The 22,866-nt window shown below is 42.7% G+C and carries 20 protein-coding genes; 14 read left to right on the top strand and 6 right to left on the bottom strand.

Translation table 11 applies throughout. From position 1 onward, the window contains the following. Positions 1–34: 34 nt before the first annotated feature. Positions 35–1,582 (top strand): threonine ammonia-lyase, biosynthetic, encoded by a 1,548-nt coding sequence (gene ilvA, locus RM544_RS14380; protein WP_311362499.1) that lies wholly within the window; start codon positions 35–37, stop codon positions 1,580–1,582. A 140-nt stretch (positions 1,583–1,722) separates the two neighbouring features. Here ilvA and RM544_RS14375 read toward each other — a convergent pair whose 3' ends face one another. Further along, entirely contained in the window at positions 1,723–3,642 is a 1,920-nt protein-coding gene (locus tag RM544_RS14375; protein ID WP_311362498.1) for a methyl-accepting chemotaxis protein, read from the bottom strand. A 240-nt stretch (positions 3,643–3,882) separates the two neighbouring features. Here RM544_RS14375 and RM544_RS14370 point away from each other — a divergent pair, with 240 nt between their 5' ends. Then, complete coding sequence (locus RM544_RS14370) at positions 3,883–4,431, top strand: hypothetical protein (protein WP_311362497.1); 549 nt, start codon at positions 3,883–3,885, stop codon at positions 4,429–4,431. A 67-nt stretch (positions 4,432–4,498) separates the two neighbouring features. Here the strand turns inward: RM544_RS14370 and RM544_RS14365 are convergent, their stop codons facing one another. From RM544_RS14365 to plsB, 3 genes are all read right to left on the bottom strand, one after another. After that, complete coding sequence (locus tag RM544_RS14365) at positions 4,499–5,866, bottom strand: MFS transporter (protein WP_311362496.1); 1,368 nt, start codon at positions 5,864–5,866, stop codon at positions 4,499–4,501. Between the two features lie 8 nt (positions 5,867–5,874). After that, complete coding sequence (locus RM544_RS14360; protein ID WP_311362495.1) at positions 5,875–7,014, bottom strand: 1-acyl-sn-glycerol-3-phosphate acyltransferase; 1,140 nt, start codon at positions 7,012–7,014, stop codon at positions 5,875–5,877. 309 nt (positions 7,015–7,323) lie between these two features. Continuing rightward, the gene (gene plsB / locus RM544_RS14355; protein ID WP_311362494.1) at positions 7,324–9,759 is read right to left on the bottom strand and encodes a glycerol-3-phosphate 1-O-acyltransferase PlsB; all 2,436 of its coding nucleotides are present in this window, start codon (positions 9,757–9,759) and stop codon (positions 7,324–7,326) included. Between the two features lie 162 nt (positions 9,760–9,921). Between plsB and lexA the strand changes: the two genes are divergently transcribed. The 5 genes from lexA (at position 9,922) to RM544_RS14330 (ending at position 15,250) form a co-directional block, all read left to right on the top strand. Next, positions 9,922–10,542, top strand: a complete 621-nt coding sequence (gene lexA / locus RM544_RS14350) for a transcriptional repressor LexA (protein WP_311362493.1) — start codon at positions 9,922–9,924, stop codon at positions 10,540–10,542. Positions 10,543–10,917: 375 nt separating this feature from the next. Next, on the top strand, positions 10,918–12,033 hold the full coding sequence (gene coxB, locus RM544_RS14345) for a cytochrome c oxidase subunit II (protein WP_311362649.1): 1,116 nt from the start codon (positions 10,918–10,920) through the stop codon (positions 12,031–12,033). A 12-nt stretch (positions 12,034–12,045) separates the two neighbouring features. Beyond that, positions 12,046–13,671, top strand: a complete 1,626-nt coding sequence (gene ctaD / locus RM544_RS14340) for a cytochrome c oxidase subunit I (protein WP_311362492.1) — start codon at positions 12,046–12,048, stop codon at positions 13,669–13,671. Between the two features lie 111 nt (positions 13,672–13,782). Further along, positions 13,783–14,349, top strand: a complete 567-nt coding sequence (locus RM544_RS14335; protein WP_311362648.1) for a cytochrome c oxidase assembly protein — start codon at positions 13,783–13,785, stop codon at positions 14,347–14,349. A 1-nt stretch (position 14,350) separates the two neighbouring features. After that, the gene (locus RM544_RS14330; protein WP_311362491.1) at positions 14,351–15,250 is read left to right on the top strand and encodes a cytochrome c oxidase subunit 3; all 900 of its coding nucleotides are present in this window, start codon (positions 14,351–14,353) and stop codon (positions 15,248–15,250) included. A 44-nt stretch (positions 15,251–15,294) separates the two neighbouring features. Here the strand turns inward: RM544_RS14330 and RM544_RS14325 are convergent, their stop codons facing one another. Continuing rightward, positions 15,295–15,528, bottom strand: coding sequence for a DUF2909 domain-containing protein (locus RM544_RS14325; protein WP_311362490.1), 234 nt, complete (start codon positions 15,526–15,528; stop codon positions 15,295–15,297). Positions 15,529–15,599: 71 nt separating this feature from the next. Here RM544_RS14325 and RM544_RS14320 point away from each other — a divergent pair, with 71 nt between their 5' ends. From RM544_RS14320 to RM544_RS14295, 6 genes are all read left to right on the top strand, one after another. Then, a complete protein-coding gene (locus RM544_RS14320) occupies positions 15,600–16,421 on the top strand; it encodes an SURF1 family protein (RefSeq protein WP_311362489.1) in 822 nt (273 codons plus the stop codon). Position 16,422: 1 nt separating this feature from the next. Beyond that, positions 16,423–17,001, top strand: coding sequence for a hypothetical protein (locus RM544_RS14315; protein WP_311362488.1), 579 nt, complete (start codon positions 16,423–16,425; stop codon positions 16,999–17,001). A gap of 17 nt (positions 17,002–17,018) precedes the next feature. Further along, positions 17,019–18,002, top strand: a complete 984-nt coding sequence (locus tag RM544_RS14310; protein WP_311362487.1) for a COX15/CtaA family protein — start codon at positions 17,019–17,021, stop codon at positions 18,000–18,002. Between the two features lie 94 nt (positions 18,003–18,096). Beyond that, positions 18,097–18,999: a heme o synthase gene (cyoE, locus tag RM544_RS14305; protein WP_311362486.1), complete on the top strand. Its 903-nt coding sequence runs from the start codon at positions 18,097–18,099 to the stop codon at positions 18,997–18,999. A gap of 65 nt (positions 19,000–19,064) precedes the next feature. Continuing rightward, complete coding sequence (locus RM544_RS14300; RefSeq protein ID WP_311362485.1) at positions 19,065–19,724, top strand: SCO family protein; 660 nt, start codon at positions 19,065–19,067, stop codon at positions 19,722–19,724. Further along, positions 19,717–20,346, top strand: a complete 630-nt coding sequence (locus RM544_RS14295; RefSeq protein ID WP_311362484.1) for a GNAT family N-acetyltransferase — start codon at positions 19,717–19,719, stop codon at positions 20,344–20,346. Before RM544_RS14300 ends, RM544_RS14295 begins: the two co-directional genes overlap by 8 nt. Before the next feature lie 54 nt (positions 20,347–20,400). Here RM544_RS14295 and RM544_RS14290 read toward each other — a convergent pair whose 3' ends face one another. After that, complete coding sequence (locus RM544_RS14290) at positions 20,401–22,089, bottom strand: diguanylate cyclase (RefSeq protein WP_311362483.1); 1,689 nt, start codon at positions 22,087–22,089, stop codon at positions 20,401–20,403. A 281-nt stretch (positions 22,090–22,370) separates the two neighbouring features. Between RM544_RS14290 and RM544_RS14285 the strand changes: the two genes are divergently transcribed. Then, complete coding sequence (locus RM544_RS14285; RefSeq protein WP_311362482.1) at positions 22,371–22,805, top strand: hypothetical protein; 435 nt, start codon at positions 22,371–22,373, stop codon at positions 22,803–22,805. The last annotated feature ends 61 nt before the right edge of the window (positions 22,806–22,866 follow it).

Genomic DNA, 22,866 nt, shown 5'->3' with positions numbered 1-22,866 from the left:
ACCGTTAAATCATGCCAAGATCTAGGGAGCCTTTGTGACTGAAGTTGACCAAAATGCGTATCAATATCTCACTAAGATCTTGTCAGCACCCGTATACGAAGCCGCTGTAAACAGTGACTTAGACTACATGGCAAAGCTTTCCAGTGAGCTGAAAAATCGTGTTTATTTAAAGCGAGAAGATCAGCAGCCAGTGAAGTCGTTTAAGATTCGCGGTGCTTATAATTGTATTCGCCAGCTTAGCGATGAGAAAAAGCAAGCGGGAGTGGTAGCCGCATCAGCTGGCAATCATGCTCAAGGCGTAGCATATGCCGCTCGAGCACTAAAGATTAAAGCAACGATCGTAATGCCAGAAACAACACCCGATATCAAAGTGGATGCGGTAAAACGCTTTGGTGGCGCAAACGTTAACGTAGTGCAGTATGGAACGAGCTTCGACCAAGCAAGCGATATGGCGAAGGTGTTATGCAAGGAGCATGGATATTCTATGATCCCGCCATTCGACCATCCTGACGTGATTGCAGGGCAAGGCACTATTGCTAAAGAAATGCTTGAGAAAAACCCCAACCTTGAATACTTATTTGTTGCTGTCGGTGGCGGTGGACTTGCGGCTGGCGTTGCAATTTATATCAAGCAGCTTCGTCCGGATATCAAAATTATTGGTGTCGAATCAGTGGAATCTGCCTGTTTAAGTGCAGCGTTGGAAAAAGGTGAGCCTGTCACTCTGCCAACCGTGGGAATTTTTGCTGACGGTGTGGCGGTAAAAACGATTGGCAGCGAACCTTTTCGCATCTGCCAAGAGCATCTTGATGATGTCATAACGGTAAGCAACGATGAAATTTGCGCGGCTATTAAAGATATTTTTGATGATACAAGAGTGATTGCTGAACCCGCTGGCGCTCTATCCATTGCGGCTATTCGCAAGTACACCAAACAGTACAAGCTTCAAGGTGCAGTCATTGGCGGTATATTGTGTGGCGCGAATATTAACTTCCATACCTTGCGTTATGTGTCTGAACGTTGTGAGTTAGGTGAGCAAAAAGAGGCTGTTTTCGCTGTAAAAATCCCAGAAACAAAAGGCGCATTTAAGGCTTTTTGTGCCATGTTAGGTGGTATCACCATTACAGAGTTCAACTACCGCTATGCAAAGGGCGAACAGGCTAATATTTTTGTAGGTGTGAAGTTAAAAAGAGGCAATGCTGAGTTACAAAGCTTATTGAAGAAGCTCAATAAAAACGGTTACGAGTGCTTTGATATGTCAGATAACGAACTTGCCAAATTGCATGTTCGACATATGGTGGGTGGTAAACCACAAAGCCAGATTAATGAGCATATTTTTTCATTCGCTTTCCCAGAGTATCCAGGCGCACTAATGCGATTCTTAGAGGGGTTAGGGGAAGAGTGGAATATTACGTTGTTTCACTATCGAAATCATGGGGCTGCAGAAGGCTTAGTATTAGCAGGGTTCGATATTGACGATAACAAGCGTAGTTTGTTTGATGGGCATGTGGCGGAACTAGGTTTTGATGTGCATGAACACCAAGATAACTTAGCTTATAAACTTTTCTTATCAGGGCAAGAGTAGGCTTAATCCTACGATGTTCTTCATTGCAGTGTTGCTCGTCATTCCAACACTACAGCGTCATTCCTGCGAAATTCGTCATTCCTGCGAAATTCGTCATTCCTGCGAAGGCAGGAATCCCAAACTCAAATCAAGGCAAATTGTTACACCTTATAAACATCCAATAAGTTACGCATATCGCCAACAAGACTAGAGAGTTCATCACACATAATCTTCATTTCATTAGCACTTACGTTGTTTTGATTGCTAATGACATTGACTCGGTCGATGCCTTGTTTGATGTCAATTGAGACTTGTTTTTGCCGACTTGTCATTTCAGCTGTTGCGCTATTCAATAACTTGATTTCATCAACGGCTTTTAGGGCTTGTTGCAGTACTTCACCTGTTTTGGTTGTCGATTCTACGGTTTCCATGGCTGATGTTTTGTTGGCAGCCATTGCAGTTGAGGCTTCTTTGCTGCCAGCTTGAAGTTTTTCGATCATTACCCGTATTTCTTCTGTTGATGTTTGTGTTCTGCTTGCTAACGAACGAACTTCATCAGCAACAACAGCAAAGCCTCTTCCTTGCTCACCCGCTCTTGCTGCCTCAATAGCAGCATTTAACGCGAGCAGGTTAGTCTGCTCAGCAATGTTTCTAATGACATCCATTACGCCACTTATTTCTTCACTGGAGCGAGCCAACTCTTCAATGACAGAAACAGAACTTTCAGTATTGGACGCTTGTGTTTGAATATCTGCAATGGTTTTTGCGAGGGTACTAACGCTTAAATTCGTTTCTTTATCGGCGCTAATAGCGGCTTCGTCAGCTTTATTGGTGTTCTCCTCAACGATAACTGCTTGTCGCTCTAACTCAGTTGCTGAGTCAGCCATGTTGACAGCCTCAGTACTTAGTGTTTTTACAGAAGAGTGAGTAGCCGTAGCTAATTCATTTAGTGCTAGTGTTTTTTCAATGAGTGAATTTGAAATGGTTTGTACTTCCGTGATGGTCAACTGTACTTTCTCAAATAAGCGATTGAGACCTTTGGCCATCTCACCAAACTCGTCCTTTTCATCCTCACTGAATCTGAGGCTCAAGTCACTGCGTCCTGAAGCTATCTCGTTTATAGAGTCGATGTAATTTGCTATTCGCTGTCCGACAATTTTATTTAGCAGTAAATATACTGTTCCTAAGACGAGGAGCCCTAAAATGAGTTGCCTTAAAATTGCCCCAAAGACACTTGATAATACATTAGAAGAAATTTCTGATTTGCTTGCTCCAATAATTACCTGATAACCCCATTTCTTGTAGTCAATAGTCGTTAGTTCCCAATCATCAGGACTAGACATTGCTTGTTTAACAGAATCAATTTTCATGTGGTTTGAATGGGCACGAACTTGCCTTTTTGCGTCAAGTAAAACGACAAATCCTTGTTCCAATATTCGGCCTGATTCAATGATACTTTGAATCACTTTGAGGTCGGCTGAGTAACCAACATACCAAATTCCAATGGTGTCTCCATTTGGGTCTTGTAAAGGCGCATACCCTGTCAAATAGGGTTTGCCTAGAATATCTACTTGTCCATAAAAAGGTTTACCTCCGTTGATATTCACAATTGCTTTGCCGCTTGGACTGAGCTTTGTGCCAATTGCTCGCTGGTCATCTTTTATTACATTGGTGGCAATTCTTATGTAGTCGCTTCCGGTCTTACTGAAGATTGTTGCCGTACCATCCATAATATTTGTCAGTTCATCAACGAGAGTAAAGTTGTTGCCTTGGCCGCTATCACCCAAAAATAAGTTGTTTGCTACCACTCCGTTCACCTGAACCTGTCCTTGTTGGGTAGCCGCACCTAGCTCTTTGCCCATTTTTTGGAGCAGTCGCATGCTATTCTGCACGCGCTTCGCCATAATTTCGTCAGTGGTATCGAGTACATCAAGTACATGTTTGGTTTGCTTTGAAACCTCTGAGTCTATATCTGCTCGCGTCTGACTAGCTTGTTCTATAGCACTAATCACCGCCAGTATAATTGTAAAAATACAAATAACAGATGCTACGTAGTAGAAAAACTTTTTCTGTATTGTCATGTTGGCTACCTAGATATGGACAGTTGGTTTTTGTATCTAATAAGCGTAGCAAAACATATACCAATTGCTGGATAACTTTCGATTACGGTGACAAGTTTTTTTACACTTTTTGAAATTTTAGATAGGAAAATTTGAGTTACTCTCACTAAGTATATGAACTTTAGGCTATAAATACTAAAGGCTTGAATGTTGCATAAATGTTAAACGTACCCAGTTAGGGCCAACAAAAAAGAGATAATTATGACTAAATTTAAATTAATTTGTGCATCCTTTGCGTTATTATTAATTAGTGCGGGAGCAAATGCGTCACTCATCACAGGTTGGACCGTTTCGGGTCCGGACTCTCCTACTGCTACTCAGACACAGTTTAACTCGTGGAATTTAGCGTATAACAGCACTAGATTAGCTGGAGATCCAGTAACATTCATTGCTTCTGCTACAGTAGTAGATAGCGGAGATTATACGTTTGATTGGAACTTTAAGGGATTCCACGCATTCTTCAATGTTACAGCTTTCCTAAGAACCAGCTTAAGCGACGTGTTGGTAAATGCAGGCCCAAGTAATTGTTGCTCGACGCCTTCCAATGGGTTCGATTATTCCGGCGTTTATACATTCGATAACGTAAATGCGGGAGACGTAATTAGTTTCACTTTTGGTGGAGACAATTTTGATAGCAACTCTGCAATACGAGGTTCATTGACTCTAACTCAAGATGTTTCAGCGCCATCTGTATTTGCGCTTTTGGTGTTAGGTTTTGGCGTATTATTAGTGCGTAGAATCAAAAAATAGCAAATAAAATAAGGCCTATCATGCAAACTAAGCGTCGTAGGCCTTTTCTTCTCCATCCATACAAACTTTATTGTCTTCCCCGCACCGCCGAAAATAAGCACGCAATGACGACAAAACTTAAAGACATTTTGAGTGCTAAGGAAACCGTCAGCATTAATGCTGGGTTTTGTTCTGGGGTGAAAGTTGCGTCACCGATGTAATGGTGCATCATCAGGTTCACTAGGCTCATTCCCACTAAGTTCCCAATAGTGCGAGATAGGTTCATAGAGGCGGATGCAACACCCACTTCTTGCTCGTTGACTGCACCCATAATTGCACTGTTATTTGGGGTGGAGAATAAGCCAAAACCTAAGCCTACCAACGCTAAACCTGCGCCAATAAATGCAGGCTGGCTATTCACGTCAATTTGATTAAGCATAATGAAGCCACACGCCACTATAAAACAACCAGAAGTAGCGACGATACGGGGCTGGAATCGGTCTGAAAGCTTGCCTGCAAAAGGCGCAACGATTGCCATGCAAAGCGCTTGCAATAGAAGTATCTGGCCAGCTTCGGCAGGGCTTAAACCGTTCACATATTGTAGATATAAGCTTAGCAAGAAGATGATGGCGAAGTTGCTAGCATACATGAGTAGTGAGGTTGAGAGTGAAAGGCTAAATACACGGCTCTCTTTGAACATTTGTACGCGAATAAGCGGCTGCTTTACATAGCGCTGGTGTTGAATAAAGCCTAATAAACTTAAAACAGCAACACCCAGCAGTCCAATGCCTAAGACACTCGGAAGCTTGCTGAACCCGTAAACCAGAGAGCAAGAAAATAGAATGAATATGGCCGAACCGATCCAATCAAAGCGAGAGTGGTGGTCATTCTTCCAATCACCAGGCAAATAAACTTTGATATACACTAGAAGAGCAACAACCAAAGGAATTTGGAAATAAAATACCGAACGCCAGCCTAGCAGTTCGGTCAACCAACCACCCAATGCGGGTGCCAAAGTAAGGCCGATATATACACATGAAGCAACAATGCCCAGTGCCGTTCCCCGTTTGTTTGAGGGCGCAACGGCTGTGATAATTGCGACTCCGGTTCCAAATATCATTGCGCCAGAAGCGCCCTGTATGAAACGCCAAAACAAAATCCAATCGATATTCGTAGCAATTGCGCACATTCCCGCCGCTATGGCGTTAAGTGCAAGTCCCCATACATATATTCGTTTACGGCCGTAATTGTCGGCAATTTTGCCGAAGGGAAGCATTAAAGCTACATTGCTTAAAATATATAGAGTAGGCAGCCATGCTACCTTTATCGCATTTGCTTGAAGGTCTTCGGCAAGTGCTGGTATGGCGACGTTTACCGCAGCCATACCCATAGGTGCTATCAAATAACCTGCGCAAACAGCGATAAGTGCGATAGTGTCGAGTGGTAGTTTACGCAAAGACTTTCCTAAGCTGTTTCAGTGTTTTGTTCCTGTTTGCGGATGAGAGGGTTAGCGTACATCAATAATAGTTTACGTTGCTCGGCGTCGCTCAATCTTGCAAGTCTCTCTAATAAATATGCATGCGCCATTTCAGCGTTTTGACTGGAAGCCCTCATATCTTGGCGACCGAGTAATCGCGCTGCTTCTATCGATGTTGGATAAATACGTAGGCCATGTAGTACTTCCTTATCGATATAGCTAGCGACTTGTTTCGCATTCTCAAAGTCGCCGCCAACGAGCTTACCAAAGTGGACATGTACTTTACCTTTTTGACCAGTAATACCACTTACAATACTTTGCATGTCCTCATTATCTGGCTTGTCATATTTCCCTTCTTGCTCTGCTTGATACAGCTCTTTCGCTTTGTGAATATCGCAAGGATCAAATTCATAGGAGAGTGACACAGGCACAATTCTCAAGTCTCTAATATAATCACCAAATGACATATCCTTTGGCTTATTTAAACTCAGCATTGAGACGATAGCGGGATTAGTTAGGTCGATACCGTCTTTAGCTCTTCCCTCACGCTGAGCAATCCAGATATGTTGGCGGTCATTTTTAAGGGTGTGTTCAATATACTCACTGAGCAGTTTTGCGGCTGCGAGTTTCTCACGCCTGCCCTCCACTGACCGCTCAACAACAAAGCATTTATTCAGTCTGATGAGGTCAGCAACCCAGTCTTTGTGTAGTAAATTATCGCCAACAGCAATGCGCACGGTATCTTGACCATTAATATGTAAAACCCAATTAACGAAAGCAGGATCTAAAGCGATGTCTCGGTGGTTACTGACAAATAGACAGGGTTTGCTTAAATCGAGCGTATCTAAGCCCGAGACCGTGAGCTCTGCGCACGTCTTTTTTATCATACGACGCATGTATGGTTCGACTAGAATTTGAAATTCTGAGAGCGAATTTATATCTGCGAATTTACGCTTGATAAACATTTTCGTTATCAGGCTTAGCAATGGGTAGCTTGCCCTTGGCCATTTCGCAAACTTGAATTTAACCAAGGTCATGATGAAGTCTTTCTTATTCGCTAGCCTTTGCAACACAGTGCTTAATTCGGCATTACTAAATGGCTTTATTTTGTCAAATTTGTGGGTCATTCCTAGCCTTATTGTCTTTCCGTCATTCCAGCCTACTACCGTCATTCCAGCCTACTGCCGTCGTCCCCGCTTACTACCGTCGTCCCCGCTTACTACCGTCGTCCCCGCGAAGGCGGGGACCTAGATCCCTGCCCACTATGGTCATTCCCACTTACTACTGTCATTCCCACTTACTACCGTCATTCCCGCGAAGGCGGGGACCTAGATTCCTGCCTTCGCAGGAATGACATACCTTCGCAGGAATGACAAAGCTTCGCAGGAATGACAAGCCTCCGCAGGAATGACAAACCTCCGCAGAAATGACGTGCCTCAGATCTTTTCCAAATGCTGCACTATTTCCGGCCAAACCAACTCGTTAATCACTTCTTTCATGGCTAAACTGTCTTCTGAGAATTCAAGCGTGCCATCATCAAGTGTGGTGAGCAGCTTATTTTCTCGTAGGGCATTCACGAAACTTCCCAATACGTTCTTGTCGTAGAACTCAGGTGAACTCATGCCATAAAGGGTTGAAAGACGTTCGGCAATAACACAGCTCTGTTTCTCAAGTTGAGTACGGCCGAGTGACTTCTCTTTCTCAAGCACACTGAGTACAACTGCGTAGCGTTGCCAAGTTTCTTGCATTGCTCGGCTGAGTAACCACGCAGAATGGAAACTATCGTCGCTGGAAGCTGGTGGCGCTAAGTAGCGGCCACTTTGTACTAACAAGCCTTGGGCTTTCATCTGTGATATCAATGTGTCGGCATACTCACTCGCTTGCTCTAATGACAAATGCATGAAGAACTCGCGTTTCAGCAAGGGATACATGCGTTCAACGATTGATATGATTGCGGCTTTTTCTTTTTTCTTAGCACTGAAAATAACCGCCATAATTAAACTAGGCAAAGCAAAAACATGCATGATGTTATTACGGTAATAGGTGAGTAATACTGCATTGTCAGGCTTTGTCGCAACGAGTTTGCCGTACTCATCTTCCGACTGTTCAAAACGCTTTAGGGCCAGTGTTGTTTGAACCAACTCGATAGCGTCTTCGTCTGGCATGGTGAAGTCGCCGCTAAACGGTGCGTTTTTAAGAAGTTCGAGGTAGTCACTGATAGCGCGAGTTAATTCTGACTCGCTCATGATCTGGGTTTTTGACGATAGCAAACATAGCGCTACTAAAGCTGTACCATTCAATGCCGCGGCACGATTGATTCGCGTCATAATAGTATCTGCAAGCTTGTTCACGGCAGGCGTTAACCACGTTGGTTTTTTATCTGGATCATCCACATTAACATCGCGCCACTCTTTCACGTTCTCATCTAAGAATTGATTAATAAGTAGTGGCTCGCCGAAGTTTACGAAGCCCTGACCATAATTTTTCAACTTACGAATGGCAGAGAAAACTTGTGTTGGCGATTCTTTTTTCTTCGACTTGCCTTTCAATTCTTTTTGGTAACTTTTTACTTCCATAACGTGCTCATAGCCCAGATAAACAGGGACAATTGAGACTGGACGATTGATACCTTTTAAGGCGGCTTGTAAGGTCATTGCAAGCATGCCGGTCTTTGGTGGTAGCAAGCGACCTGTTCTCGAGCGCCCGCCCTCCGGGTAGTACTTAACTGAATAGCCTTTGTTAAATAGCAATTCTAGGTATTCTCTAAACACAGCGGTATAGAGTTTGTTACCGGCAAAACTGCGACGTAGAAAAAACGCACCACAACGTCTAAATATCTTACCCACTGGCCAAAAGTTTAGATTAATACCTGCAGCGATATGCGGAGTCACTAGGCCCTCATGATAAATAACATAGGTTAATAATAGGTAATCCATATGTGAGCGATGACACGGTACATAAATGATCTCGTGGCCGTTTTGAGCCAGTTCTCGCACGCGATGAGCGTGTCCGACATGTATGCCGTTATATATTTTATTCCAGATACGCCCAAGCACTCTATCGCCTATACGAATGAGACCTTCGCGATAGTCGGCCGCAACTTCATCAATATAAGCTAAGGCTTTTTTCTTTGCTTCATCAGGGCTGATGTTTTTTTGTCTGACTTCTTCTTGCATGGCCAATTGAATAGAGTCGGCACCGAGAAGTGAATTGTATAGAGTCGAGCGTTCTAAAAGCGTTGGGCCTGACATTGCTTGACGTTTTCGCTGAAAGTGAGTCCTCGCTACTCGTACTAGCTTCTGAGATATCTTTTGGTTAGAGCCATGTAATTGGGCCATCTGTTTAGTGGACACAGCTTTACTGTAACTAACGATGTTGTCACGACCTAAGAATAGTAAAATGAATAGCTTTCGTAACCAGCTTGGCGATGCTCTATCAGCAAGTAATTGCGCGAATCCGGAGGACTCTTTGCCTGCTGAGCGACCCCAAGATATTGATACAGGCACAACCTGCAAGTCTAGTTCGGGATTTTCTCTATGTAATAGAAACATTTTTGTAAATACGTCTTCAATAGATGTTTTCTTTACTTTTCGGGAAAATAGGCTTTGAGGACGATTGATATAATAGCAGCGCTTATGCTCCTCACCTAAGAACCCTATGGGCGATATGGGATTGGGTAAACCTAAGCCTGCAGCTGACAATTGCAAGGCAACTAAATCGGTAATCGATTCAGTTTGAATTAAGTATAAAAGGGGCTTCTTTTTATCAATACCGAGCTCTGACTCGATGTTAGTAGGCACACTCTTCACTGAAATTAGCCAGCGAATTGGCAGTGTAAAAAGCTTTCGCAAAAAAGCGCGTACGCCACTCATGTATTCTTCCTAATATAAAAATTAACCTGACAATAATAACATGACAGCGATAATTTATATTAATTCCTTGAAAAACAAACGTAACAAAAGACAAATTGATGATTGCCATTTATTCGATCCTGTATATACTTACACCTAACTGTATAGAAAAACAGGCTGTTTATGCGTCCACTAACTCCAAGACAACAAGAAGTGCTCGACCTAATCAAAAGCACCATGATCGACACGGGTATGCCCCCAACTCGCGCAGAAATTGCACGAAATTTAGGCTTTAAATCTGCTAACGCAGCGGAAGAGCATCTAAAAGCACTGGCGAAAAAAGGCGTGATTGAAATTATGCCGGGTACTTCGCGCGGTATTAAACTGAATTGTGCACTTGAAGATGAAGTGGAAGAAGGTTTACCGTTAATTGGTCGTGTTGCAGCGGGTGAACCCATCCTAGCAACAGAACATGTAGAGTGTCATTACAAAGTCGACCCAGATTTGTTCAAGCCAAGCGCCGACTTTTTGCTTAGAGTCGATGGCATGAGTATGAAAGACATCGGTATTCTCGACGGCGATATATTAGCGGTTCACAGAACAACTGATATTCATAACGGTCAGGTTGTCGTCGCTCGTGTTGATGAGGATGTTACGGTAAAACGGTTTGAAAAACGCGGAAGCCAAGTACTACTACATGCAGAAAACGACGCTTTCTCACCGATTAAAGTCGATTTAGCTTCACAACCATTCAATATAGAAGGTATTGCAGTTGGTGTTATTCGTAACTCTGATTGGATGTAAACATGAGTTAACTCTTCTTTCTACTCGACATATACCCAACTAACCCAAGCACCGCTTTCAGCCGGTTCTTGGGTTTTTTTAAATAAATCAATCGCTTCTTCCCTCTTCATTAATTCCGTCTCTGCTTGAGTTACTTATCAATTCTTTATTGTTTATTTATTGCGCATTAAGCAAATAGGGAATAACCATATTCATTCAAATTGCAAAAAAACACTAGACTAAGTAGGGACTTTGTTTAATCATTAGGCATTGATTTACATATCATTAAAAATAATAACAAAACCTTTACATTGGAGTGTAAAAATTGAGCGCTCTAATGTTGTTATGCAAAGGAGTATCAGAGTGAAGCGAATTTCAACGTTGCTAGTAGGCGCTATGCTGGCGCTTAGCAATCCGGCAATCGCGACGACTGCTGCGGAACGATCAGATATTAACTTACGCGAAGGCGTTACCGATATCAGTGCACAAGTATATGATTTACATATGCTAATGTTCTGGATTTGTGTAGTCATTGGTGCCTTGGTATTCGGCGTTATGTTCTATTCCATGATAGTTCATCGCAAGTCAGTGGGCGCTAAGCCAGCGAACTTTCACGAGAATGTAAAGGTTGAGGTGCTTTGGACAGTAATCCCTTTCATTATCCTTATTGCTATGGCTTGGCCCGCGGCGAAAACCTTAATGGCGATGGAGGATACCAGCGAAGCAGATATTACTATACTAGTCACTGGCTCCCAGTGGAAGTGGCATTACAAGTACCAAGAAAACCCAGATGTTGAATTCTTTTCTTTGCTGGCCACTCAGCGAGAGCAAATTCAAAATAAGTTTCCTAAAGGTGAAAATTATCTTCTTGAAGTTGACCGACCTTTAGTCATCCCTACGGGCAAAAAAGTGAGATTCCTAATTACTTCAGATGATGTAATTCATTCATGGTTTGTGCCTGATTTTGCAATTAAGAAAGATGCTAACCCTGGTTTTATCAATGAAGCATGGGCGAATGTTAACGAACCTGGTATTTACCGTGGTGCATGTGCAGAGCTATGCGGAAAAGACCATGGCTTTATGCCGGTGGTAGTCATTGCAAAAGAGCCGGCAGAATACGACGCGTGGATAAAAGAGCAAGAGTTAGCTGCCATACGTGCAAAAGAAGAAGAACAACGTTTACTTGCGATGAATATGAGTATGGAAGAGCTAATGACCCAAGGTGAGAAGGTTTACAACATTGCCTGTGTCGCTTGCCACCAACCAAACGGTGAAGGTCTTCCACCCACATTCCCTGCTTTGAAAGGCAGCGCGATTGCATTAGAGAAGCAAAACATTCCAGCGCACATTGATTACATCATCAACGGCAAAAACAACATGCCTGCGTTTGGTAAGCAGTTGAGTATGTCTGAGATTGCGGCGGTAGTGACTTACGAGCGTAATGCTTGGGGCAACAACACTGGCGACATGGTGCAAGCTAAAGACGTCAACGCTGTGATAAACGGTCAATAGGAGGTCATCACGATGAGTACAGATACAGTTAAAGATAGCCAAGACACTCACGCTGCTAGTGATGGCGCACACGACGACCATCATCATGAGCATCATATTCCAACAGGGATAACCCGTTGGTTGTTTACGACTAACCACAAAGACATAGGTACATTGTATTTGTGGTTCGCATTCATTATGTTCCTCGTGGGTGGTGCAATGGCGATGGTTATTCGCGCAGAGCTCTTCCAACCAGGACAGCAAATTGTTTCACCTGATTTCTTCAACCAAATGACAACAGTGCATGGGTTAATTATGGTCTTTGGTGCAGTTATGCCTGCCTTTACCGGCCTTGCAAACTGGTTGGTACCAATGATGATAGGTGCGCCGGATATGGCTTTACCTCGCATGAATAACTGGAGCTTCTGGATACTGCCATTTGCCTTTTTAATTCTGCTTTCATCGCTATTTATGGAAGGCGGTGGCCCTGGCTTCGGTTGGACCTTCTATGCGCCTTTATCTACTCAATATAGTAACGACAGCACTGCCTTGTTTGTGTTCTCTGTGCATATTATGGGTATTTCCTCAATCATGGGCGCGATTAACGTTGTCGTTACCATCTTAAATATGCGTGCTCCAGGCATGACGTACATGAAGATGCCGCTGTTCGTATGGACGTGGTTGATTACGGCGTTTTTACTTATTGCTGTTATGCCAGTCTTAGCCGGTGCGGTTACGATGGTACTGACCGACAAATACTTCGGAACAAGCTTCTTTGACGCTGCCGGTGGTGGTGACCCAGTGATGTTCCAGCATATTTTCTGGTTCTTTGGTCACCCAGAAGTATACATTATGATTCTACCTGCTTTCGGTATCATCTCCGCGATTGTGCCTACCTTTTCGCGTAAAAAACTTTTTGGTTACGCCTCTATGGTGTATGCAACCGCTTCGATCGCGCTTCTTTCGTTCATCGTTTGGGCGCATCACATGTTTACCACCGGAATGCCAGTGGCCGCGGAAATGTTCTTCATGTTCGCGACCATGTTGATATCGGTGCCTACAGGCGTGAAAGTCTTTAACTGGGTAGCGACAATGTGGCGCGGCTCATTAACGTTTGAAGTGCCAATGATGTTTGCTATTGCCTTTATCGTGCTGTTTACGATTGGCGGCTTGTCTGGCTTGATGTTGGCCATTACACCTGTCGACTTCCAGTATCACGATACCTACTTTGTTGTTGCTCACTTCCATTACGTACTGGTTACAGGTGCGGTCTTCTCTATCATGGCGGCTGTCTATTATTGGCTACCGAAATGGACGGGTAAGATGTTTGACGTGACTTTAGCTAAGTGGCATTTCTGGTGCTCACTAATTTCTGTAAACGTGTTGTTTTTCCCTATGCATTTTGTGGGTCTAGCAGGTATGCCTCGTCGTATTCCTGACTATGCGCTTCAATTCGCAGATTTCAATAAGTGGATCAGTATCGGTGGTTTCGCCTTCGGATTATCTCAGCTTATTTTCTTAGTATTGCTTATCAAGGCATGTAAGAAACAAGGTGAGCCTGTTAGCGACCAAGTTTGGGAAGGGGCTGAAGGTTTAGAATGGGAAATCCCGTCACCTGCACCTTACCATACGTTTGAAACGCCGCCGGTAGTGAAATAAGAAACGGTAGTTGAGACGATGAATCCTGAAGATAAATCGCTTAATGACACGGCTAGAGACGCTGAAGCAAGTAGTGCTGATGCGTCTACGGCGCCCAAAACGCGCGCTGAAATGGCAGCTGAAAATGCGAAAACAGTAAAGCGCTTGGTATTAGTTGTTGTTTGTATGTTGGGTTTCAGCTTCGCATTAGTGCCTCTATACGATGTGTTCTGTGACTTAACCGGTATCAACGGTAAGCCATCGGATCAAGCGGCTGTGTATGAGTCGGTAGTGATCGATGAATCGCGCACTATTAAGGTAGAGTTTATTACCCGTACCCACTCTGGAATGCCTTGGGAGTTCAAAGCACAAACAGCTGTAGTGCGTGTGCATCCTGGCGAAATGGGTGAAGTCGAATTTTACGTACGAAACCCATCAGACCGCGACATTATTGCTCAAGCAATTCCATCCGTGTCACCTGGTACGGCTGCGCTCTACGTGAATAAAACAGAGTGTTTTTGTTTTAAACATCAACCTTTGAAATCAGGCGAAGAAGCCATCATGCCGATGAAATTCTACGTTGACCCACAATTGCCCAAAGATATAAGTGTTTTTACTTTGCAATATACCCTTTATGACATATCTGCAAAGGTACAACCCGCTGTTGAAGTAGCAATGAATACAGCTAATGGAGAATAAAATGGCTCAAGAACAATACGAAAAATACTATGTGCCCGAACAAAGTATATGGCCCATCGTGGGCGCAGTGGCTTTGTTTCTAATAGCAGTTGGCGCTGGTAATTTTGTAATCGAAAATAGCAATGGAACGGAAGGCTTTGGTTTTTATGTTCTGCTAGCCGGTTTAGCGTTATTGCTTATCATGATCACAGGTTGGTTTAAAAACCAAATCGACGAATCAATGAGTGGCTTGTATAGCGCTCAGTTGGGCCGATCTTACCGTCAGGGTATGGCCTGGTTCATTTTCTCTGAAGTTATGTTCTTTGCGGCTTTCTTTGGTGCATTGTTTTATGCCAGAGCGATCGCGATCCCATGGCTAGGCGGGGCATCAAATAATGTCAGCACCAACGAAGTGTTATGGAACGGTTTCGAAGCCACATGGCCTCTTCTTGTTACGCCTGCTGATGCGATAACAACAGGTGAACCTTCAACGCAAGCTATGCCTTGGACTGGACTGCCATTAATCAATACGGCCTTATTACTAGCGTCCTCAGTAACACTGCACTTTGCACACGTAGGGCTAGAAAAAGACAAAAGAACACAGCTAACCGTATGGTTAGGAATTACTATCCTATTGGGTTGTATTTTCTTGGGTTTGCAAGTGCAAGAATACATTCACGCTTATCGTGATCTCGACCTCACGCTCGATTCAGGCGTCTACGGAAACACTTTCTTCTTGTTAACAGGCTTCCATGGAATGCATGTTACCTTGGGAACAATAATACTCATTGTGTTGTTTTTTAGAGTATTGAAGGGGCACTTTACGCCGAAAGAACACTTTGCTTTCCAAGCGGGTAGTTGGTATTGGCATTTTGTTGACGTAGTGTGGGTAATGTTATTCTTTTTTGTCTATATTCTTTAAGAATATAAGCTACTGACATTGTTGAGTAAATAAACAACAATGGGCTACTCCGTTTGAGTAGCCTGCTGTTGATAAGGTGAAGGATTCGGTTTAATCAATCCCGTTGCAACACCAAGCAAAATAATGCCAATGATGAGCGCCGAAGCAAGTACTCGTCTACCAATATATTTACTCATATTTTCATCTTGTTTGTTTTTCAACATGATCACCATAGCTTTGAACAAGCTGACCACCATAAAGATCAACAAAGCACCAATGACAATTTTCACAACTAACATGCACTCGCTCCTATTATTTTTATTCTTTCTTTTGCGGGGCAAAAAGAATTTTCAAAGGTTTATTAACGAATATGTGGCTCCGTAAATTACCTATAATACCTACCTTAATCACTTTGGTATGTGTTGTCATTATGTTTGGCTTAGGTATCTGGCAATTGGATAGAAAAGCTGAAAAAGACGTGCGTCTTGCCCAAATCGAAGAACGACGAACAAGCGAAGCTTATACGCTATCTGAATTGATGTTGATCGCGGGAGAAGAGAGTACAACATCACAAACAGAAGATATTCAAGATTACCCTGTTCAAGTCATCGGCGAAGCAAACATAGACAAGCTGTTTTACATCGATAATAAAATTAACGAAGGCCGAGTCGGTTTTGAAGTTGTTGTTCCAATAAAGCTTAATAGTGACCTTTCAAGCCAAATAAGCAAAGGAGCGTCGTCTGATCCCACTTTTGTTCTAGCTAATTTAGGTTGGTTACGTGGTTCAGGAATCAGAGGAGAGTTGCCAAACATTCCCCAGGCAGATCTAGCGTTAATCGCTGGTACAAATAACGTGTTTCGCGGCGTAGTGAAGTACCCGTCGAATAACGCCATGGTATCGGAAACAAACATCTCATTCGGCGAATTTCCCGCATTACTACAGCAACTAGACTTAGCAAAAGCTGCAGAACACCTGCAATTAAGCGGTGACAAAAGTCTGCTTCCGTTTATTATCAATATTGATAAAAACCCGCAAACCGAGTTTGTCAGAGAGTGGCAACCGGTCGTGATGGCACCAGAAAAACATTTGGGTTATGCCGCTCAATGGTTTGGTTTAGGTATTGCAGCCTTAACTATTTACTTATTGAGTTTAATGAAACTCCTCCATTCTAAAAATAATAAAGAGACATAAGATGCAAGCAAAAAACTCATCATCGAAGAAAACGAAATTCACTGCCCTAGCGCTTATTGTCGTTTTCATTCTTCCCGTTGTTCTTGCCAAATTAGCGCTTGATAATGATTGGTTTAATAAAGGTGCTACAAACAGAGGACAGTTACTCGACCCTATTATTGATGCTAGTAGCGTATTTGTAGACACCAGTGAGGAACCGCATTGGCGTTTGTCTTACGTCATCCCTGAAAGTTGCGATGTTGCTTGTGAGAATGCGGTATTTAGTATTAGCCAGGTAAGGAAGGCTGTTGGGCGTGAAATGGATAGGGTAGACGCAGTTTTTATCGCTACGGAAAACAGCGATACGAAAGCAGTAGCAAACGTAGTTTCCAAAGAATATGGCAAGCTGTTAAATTTAGATTCAGAAAGTGTTAATAAATTGTTTAAACAGGTCGGCAATGATGGTATTTTCATTATAGATACACTCGGAAATGTAGTATTGCGATACGACATCACGCTTGAACGAGACCAAGCAATTATGGACAGCCGTGACATATTGGCAGACCTACGCAAATTACTGAAATTGTCGCGCATCGGCTAGAACAGGATAAAAGAATAATGAAGAAGTTAGTGCTGGCTAGCATTTTTTTGGCACTAGTTGTTATTGTCCTAGGCGCTTATACACGTCTAACGGACGCAGGGCTTGGATGTCCTGATTGGCCAGGATGTTATGGCACCTTGCTTGTTCCGCAAACGGAAGAGTTAGTAGAACGCGCGAATCAAGCGTTCCCTGAGCGTCCGGTTGAAGCTGAGAAAGCTTGGAATGAAATGATCCATCGCTACTTTGCTGCTGGCTTGGGCTTTCTTATTTTGGTCATTTTCCTTAGCGCTCTCGTTAAGCGACTGAGAGGGAAGAATGTCCCGATAAAACTTCCCTTCGTGATATTTTGCTTGGTGTGCTTTCAAGGTGCGCTGGGCATGTGGACAGTTACCTTAAATCTATTACCTGTAGTGGTAATGGGGCATTTGTTGGGTGGTTTTACCGTTCTCTCTTGTCTGTTTCTATTGTATTTGCGCCTCACTCCATATCGTATTCCAGGTGGTGACTCGCAAATCAGAAAGCTCGCCAAATTTAGCCTTATTGGAATACTTATCTTAGTTTGGCAGATTGCATTGGGCGGCTGGACTAGTGCAAATTACGCATCAGTGTCCTGTGTCGAACTTCCAATCTGTCAGGGAGATTGGTTTAGCCAGATGGACATCAGTGGAGCCTTTAGTGTTCCCGAAGCTGAAAACTATGAATTCGGTGTACATAGCCCTGAAGAAAAGGTCACGATGCATGTTATGCACAGAATTGGGGCTATTATCACATTTTTATATCTGTGTTGGTTCGCTATCGCGGTTTACAAAAAATCCTCGTCGGGTTTGATGAAACGCCTAGCCGTAACGATGACTTTAGTGCTGGGCTTACAAATTATTCTTGGTGTTAGTAACGTTGTTTATAGCTTGCCATTGGTTGTGGCGACAATGCATAACGCGGTGGCTGCATGTTTGTTGCTGGTAATGATAATGATGTCTTACACCATGTATCGCAAGTATTGACGGCTGTCTAAAACAGTTAAACATAGTGGTAAATCACTCATCACAACAAAAATATAAAAGTGATTTATGAAGTAAAATTTTCTAGGAGAAGCACATGGGTCAACAAGCTATCGCTTCGAAAGCTATTCGCAATCAAGCCACTTGGCGTGACTATTATGAAATGACAAAGCCCCGCGTGGTAATGCTACTTTTACTGACCGCCTTGGTTGGTATGTGCTTAGCCACATCAACTTGGATAGACTTGCAGGTCTTAATCTTTGGCATGTTGGGCATTGGTTTATTGTCGTCTTCAGCAGCTGTTATTAATCATGTTGTTGACCATAAAATTGATAGTGTGATGGCACGTACTTTTAATCGCCCAGTGGCGAAAGGGAAAGTATCTCCCCAACGAGCTTTAGTGTTTGCCTTCGTGATTGGTGCGATCGGCTTTGTGAGCTTAGCTGCATTTGTAAATATGCTAACAGCTTGGTTAACTTTGGCTAGTTTAGTCGGTTATGCAGTGATTTATACGTCTTATTTAAAACGTGCAACGCCACAAAATATTGTCATAGGTGGCTTAGCTGGAGCCGCTCCTCCGCTTTTGGGTTGGGTAGCCGTTACCGGTGAGATACACGCGTATGCACTCTTGTTGGTGTTGATTGTTTTCACTTGGACGCCACCCCATTTCTGGGCTTTGGCTATTCATCGCGAAAAAGACTATGCAAAAGCAGAGATACCCATGTTGCCTGTTACTCATGGAATCGAATTCACTAAAACGTGTGTATTACTCTATACGGTCTTGCTCTGCTTAGTGTGTGCATTACCTTATTTAGTGGATATGAGCGGGCTCATCTATTTGATTGGCTCTACTATTCTCAACGCTGGTTTTATGTATTTCGCGATTAAGCTGAAATATAGACCTGAAGCGTCTACTGCAATGGACACATTTAAGTTTTCCATTTTACATCTAATGATTTTATTTGTGGTATTACTAGCTGATCACTACATTCCTTTGTAAACTTCTATTAAATATTTAGGTCTACTGAGTAGGCCTCTTTTCATTATGTGTTGGATACTATTCTCATGAACCAAAATAAATTGGTTGGCATTGTTGCTGTCCTGTCGTTAATTCTCGGTATTTATTTAGCGATTACTATCGCGCCGCCTTCCAGCATGGAAAAGCCGCTGAGCGAGCAAACTCAACATATGAGTTGGTATCCTCAAGCCAGAGCGCTAGCCGACTTCGAGCTTACCAGTCACACAAATGAAAAGATGACCAAAAGCGACTTAAAGGGCTCTTGGACCTTAGCATTTGTGGGGTATACCTTCTGCCCAGACATTTGTCCTGTCACCTTGGCTGAAGTGAATAAAATATATCCTGAATTACAAGAAAATGTGACGTCTACTCCTCTACAAATATGGTTTCTATCCGTTGATCCCAAACGCGATACTGTCGAAAGGTTAAATGAATACGTTAACTATTTTAATCCTGATTTTCTTGCAAGTACGGGATCTCACGACCAACTTTTTCCCTTGGTAAGAAGTATGGGAATGATGTATTCAATGAGCGAAAGCACTGACAATCCAAATTATCTTGTCGATCATAGTGCATCTATTGTGGTCATAAATCCTGACGGCAACGTGGTTGGACGCTTTAAGCCAAAAATGGAACCTGGCCAACTCGCCATCAGTGACATGGAAGAACTGAAAGTAGACGTTCCCTTGTTACTTAACAATGGCTGATTGCGATTTTATTATTCAACCCTGCAAGCCAGCGGAAGCTGAACAGCTTGCTGCATTGGTTTTTCAATCTGAGCCCATCCTGCTTAGTTACCTGTTCGGTGGTGAAGAACAGTGCCTATCATTCCTTCGCTATGCTTGTGCCCGAGCCGATGGCCAATTTAGCGCAAGTAGACATTGGGGAGTGAGTGATGCAAATAATCACGAGTCTGATGTGCTGCTAGGTGCTTGCACCACATGGTATTCACCTATGTCTGACGTATTTCAATATCAGACCTTAGAGGCGTTGAAGGGCTTTTTCGATGTCAAGCAACTTGGCCACCTACTGATCAATCGAGAAGCACTAGACCTCTGTTTTACAAGCCCAACTAAAGATCAGCTATGCTTAGGGCACTTAGCCATTATTCCGAGTGCTAGAAATCTTGGCTTAGCCACTTCCCTTATTGCTTTTGCAAAACGCAAAGCACAGAAGATGAAAAAGTTAGCGTTGGTGCTAGATGTTGAAAAAGGTAATACGGCAGCACTAAACTGTTACCTGAATGCGGGTTTCAATGTTGTAAAAGAAAATCATTTTCTGCCCACTGAGCAGTGTTTTTTACGTTTGGAGTTGCCTATCCAAGCTTAGATATTTGGTTTACTTGTAGCATGAAACTTAAGGCGTGAGCAATGTGTTCAGAATCTAGTCTAATGAAACTACACAATTGCGGCCTTTCTGCTTGGCTTGATACAAAGCTTCATCTGCAAGACCGATTAGTTTGTCGAGTTCAACCGAATGTGGAAGTGCACTAACGACACCAATACTCAATGTGACTTTATGCTCGGGCGTTATATTCTTTGAATCGAAATGTTCGCGCAGTTTGTCTGCAAGTTGATGAGCCTCTCGGGTGTTTGTGTTGGGCAAGAAGATGAGAAATTCTTCGCCTCCCCAGCGTAATGGAATATCGGACTCTCGCAATCGTTTCTTTAGCTCTTTACCAACCTCTTCAAGAACTTCATCGCCAGTAGCGTGGCCATATTCATCGTTAATTCGCTTAAACCAATCTAAGTCGATGAGAATAATTGCCATAGGTGTTTTGTTACGTTTACCTAATTCCCATAAAGGGTGAACTAAATCGGAAAAGGCACGTCGATTGTAAAGATTTGTCAGTTGGTCAAGCCGAGCGTTAATTTCAGCGCTCTTCCTGGCTTCTTGAGCCAACTTAAAGTTAAACCCTAGAGAGATTGATAATAGTGACATTTCTAAAAGCATACCAATTTCAATGCCTCGGAATGCCCACTGTGAATAAGGAATGACTCCCCAAGTAGCAAGGCTGGAGATGGTTGCTCCACCGGTACCCATAATCACCGCAGGCACGAAAAACATTGCCAATGGGTTGCCGCTTTTATAGGAATAATAGCCAATAACCAGCATCCAGATCGATAATGTCGTTAAGATGATTAACTGAGCCATTATTGCAATGGAGCGGTCATCTATTATCAAGAGGCCAAGCGCCAGTATCAAAAGGGCACCATAAAGTTTATACCTAAATGCATACAGTGATGGTAAATAGGTGCGAGTATTTAGAAATTCCAATGTGAAAAGCACGCCAGAAAACAAATAGGCAAACATCAAGGTTGGCATAAGAAGCTGCTGTAACCCGACAGACTCTGGCCACAATATCCAAAACCCATGCCCTGTATAAGTGTAGTTAAAAGCTGTGAATGCCAGCAAGTAAAGTGAATACAATAGGTATTTTAATTCTTTTAAATAACTGTATAAGGCAATGTTATAAATAAACAGAATGCCCAAAATGCCATAAAGTGCACCATAGAAATAGGCGTTTATTGATGCTGTGCCAACATGGCTTTGTTCCGAACCAATATAAATAGGAAGCGTTAAAGGATCTTTTGAATGAACGCGAAAATATACGTCTGTTTGCCCTGGAGGGAAGTCATATGCTACCGCTGGCATACGTCGTGAAATTGGCCGTTTAGTGAACGGTACAGAATCTCCAATAGCCGCCTCTTGAAGTATTTGCTTATTGTGAACAAAATAAACATCAACTTCATCCAACCAAGCGTTATCAATTTTAATGACTAGGCTGTCATCATTTTTGCTAGTGTTAATGACTGGCAGTACTGCCCATAGTGTATCTTGAGTAAATCCAAAGCTGACTTGAGTCTCGCTATTATGCGAAAATTGTTGCTTCTGAAACGCTATTATTGCTTCGTTAATCGTCATTTCACTAGACGCATCAGAGAAAAGGTGGAGTTGCTCATTAACGAGCTTAATATCAGTGTTTATTTCATTTGTATGCGCGCTCACTTCACCCGCAAGCATTGCACTTGAGATAATGATAAAGATGATAACCGTGCGAAAAACTGACATCACTTTGGTTAATTCTCCTATTGCCGAACTCGTGTTAAGGCAAATTCCACAACATTGCAATTTACGCTATTCATTCTTGCCGAGAAGATCCGGTCTATGCCTCAGCCAATTGCTAATGACAACAAGAGCGCTATACTAAAAACGATTTACGGCGAGGTCAGAAAGAGTAACCGAGCATTCTGATCTATTCAATATATATCTGAATCAATAAGAAGGATAACTAATATGGCTAGGGTTTTGAGATTTTGAACATCGAGAGTTTTAATCCGAAGCAGGTAAAGTTGTTTAAAAAAACGCTGTTGAGAAATATCTATCTTGCCTTATTTGTTATCATCGTTGGCTTAATAGTACAAGCTAATCAATCGCTTTTTAGTGGAAGCAAACGAGATGGGATACTATTGATCTTCGCTATAGCTTCTATCCCTCTGGGCATTTCTTTTCTCGTGTATCAAGCTTGGAAAATAGGGACTAACCCAAAGTATTTACTGTTTGATCTTGAGGCTAAGGTGTTAAAAATGCCAAAGGCACAAGATCTAAGTTTTAACGCTTTATCCAGTTGTTTGTTGAGGTATGAAAGCGGCAGATACGATCTTGATATTATCTATAAAAACGGAAAAATTCTGACAACAGGAAAAATGTACATTTCTTGTTTGGATAGTATTCAAGTGGAACAAGCTTTTGCGATCATCAACGAGCTTATCGCTGAAGCAGCGTAAAGTTAAGCCCTTATCTTATCACCACGCCTTCAATTCATATCTTCCTTTTAGCTAGTTTTGA

It is taken from the genome of Brumicola blandensis (genome assembly GCF_031846165.1).
Taxonomy (GTDB): domain Bacteria; phylum Pseudomonadota; class Gammaproteobacteria; order Enterobacterales; family Alteromonadaceae; genus Glaciecola; species Glaciecola blandensis.
This window is presented reverse-complemented; position numbering and strand designations above follow the sequence as displayed.

What these genes read in the sequence shown, in the direction of transcription:
- RM544_RS14310 (WP_311362487.1), top strand. Translation starts at nt 17,019, where the DNA reads ATGAAGAAGTTAGTGCTGGCTAGCATTTTTTTGGCACTAGTTGTTATT.
- RM544_RS14360 (WP_311362495.1), bottom strand. Translation starts at nt 7,014, where the DNA reads ATGACCCACAAATTTGACAAAATAAAGCCATTTAGTAATGCCGAATTA.
- ctaD (WP_311362492.1), top strand. Translation starts at nt 12,046, where the DNA reads ATGAGTACAGATACAGTTAAAGATAGCCAAGACACTCACGCTGCTAGT.
- RM544_RS14300 (WP_311362485.1), top strand. Translation starts at nt 19,065, where the DNA reads ATGAACCAAAATAAATTGGTTGGCATTGTTGCTGTCCTGTCGTTAATT.
- cyoE (WP_311362486.1), top strand. Translation starts at nt 18,097, where the DNA reads ATGGGTCAACAAGCTATCGCTTCGAAAGCTATTCGCAATCAAGCCACT.
- RM544_RS14315 (WP_311362488.1), top strand. Translation starts at nt 16,423, where the DNA reads ATGCAAGCAAAAAACTCATCATCGAAGAAAACGAAATTCACTGCCCTA.
- RM544_RS14335 (WP_311362648.1), top strand. Translation starts at nt 13,783, where the DNA reads ATGGCAGCTGAAAATGCGAAAACAGTAAAGCGCTTGGTATTAGTTGTT.
- RM544_RS14330 (WP_311362491.1), top strand. Translation starts at nt 14,351, where the DNA reads ATGGCTCAAGAACAATACGAAAAATACTATGTGCCCGAACAAAGTATA.
- RM544_RS14375 (WP_311362498.1), bottom strand. Translation starts at nt 3,642, where the DNA reads ATGACAATACAGAAAAAGTTTTTCTACTACGTAGCATCTGTTATTTGT.
- RM544_RS14290 (WP_311362483.1), bottom strand. Translation starts at nt 22,089, where the DNA reads ATGTCAGTTTTTCGCACGGTTATCATCTTTATCATTATCTCAAGTGCA.
- RM544_RS14320 (WP_311362489.1), top strand. Translation starts at nt 15,600, where the DNA reads ATGTGGCTCCGTAAATTACCTATAATACCTACCTTAATCACTTTGGTA.
- RM544_RS14370 (WP_311362497.1), top strand. Translation starts at nt 3,883, where the DNA reads ATGACTAAATTTAAATTAATTTGTGCATCCTTTGCGTTATTATTAATT.
- lexA (WP_311362493.1), top strand. Translation starts at nt 9,922, where the DNA reads ATGCGTCCACTAACTCCAAGACAACAAGAAGTGCTCGACCTAATCAAA.
- RM544_RS14295 (WP_311362484.1), top strand. Translation starts at nt 19,717, where the DNA reads ATGGCTGATTGCGATTTTATTATTCAACCCTGCAAGCCAGCGGAAGCT.
- RM544_RS14325 (WP_311362490.1), bottom strand. Translation starts at nt 15,528, where the DNA reads ATGTTAGTTGTGAAAATTGTCATTGGTGCTTTGTTGATCTTTATGGTG.
- coxB (WP_311362649.1), top strand. Translation starts at nt 10,918, where the DNA reads ATGCTGGCGCTTAGCAATCCGGCAATCGCGACGACTGCTGCGGAACGA.
- plsB (WP_311362494.1), bottom strand. Translation starts at nt 9,759, where the DNA reads ATGAGTGGCGTACGCGCTTTTTTGCGAAAGCTTTTTACACTGCCAATT.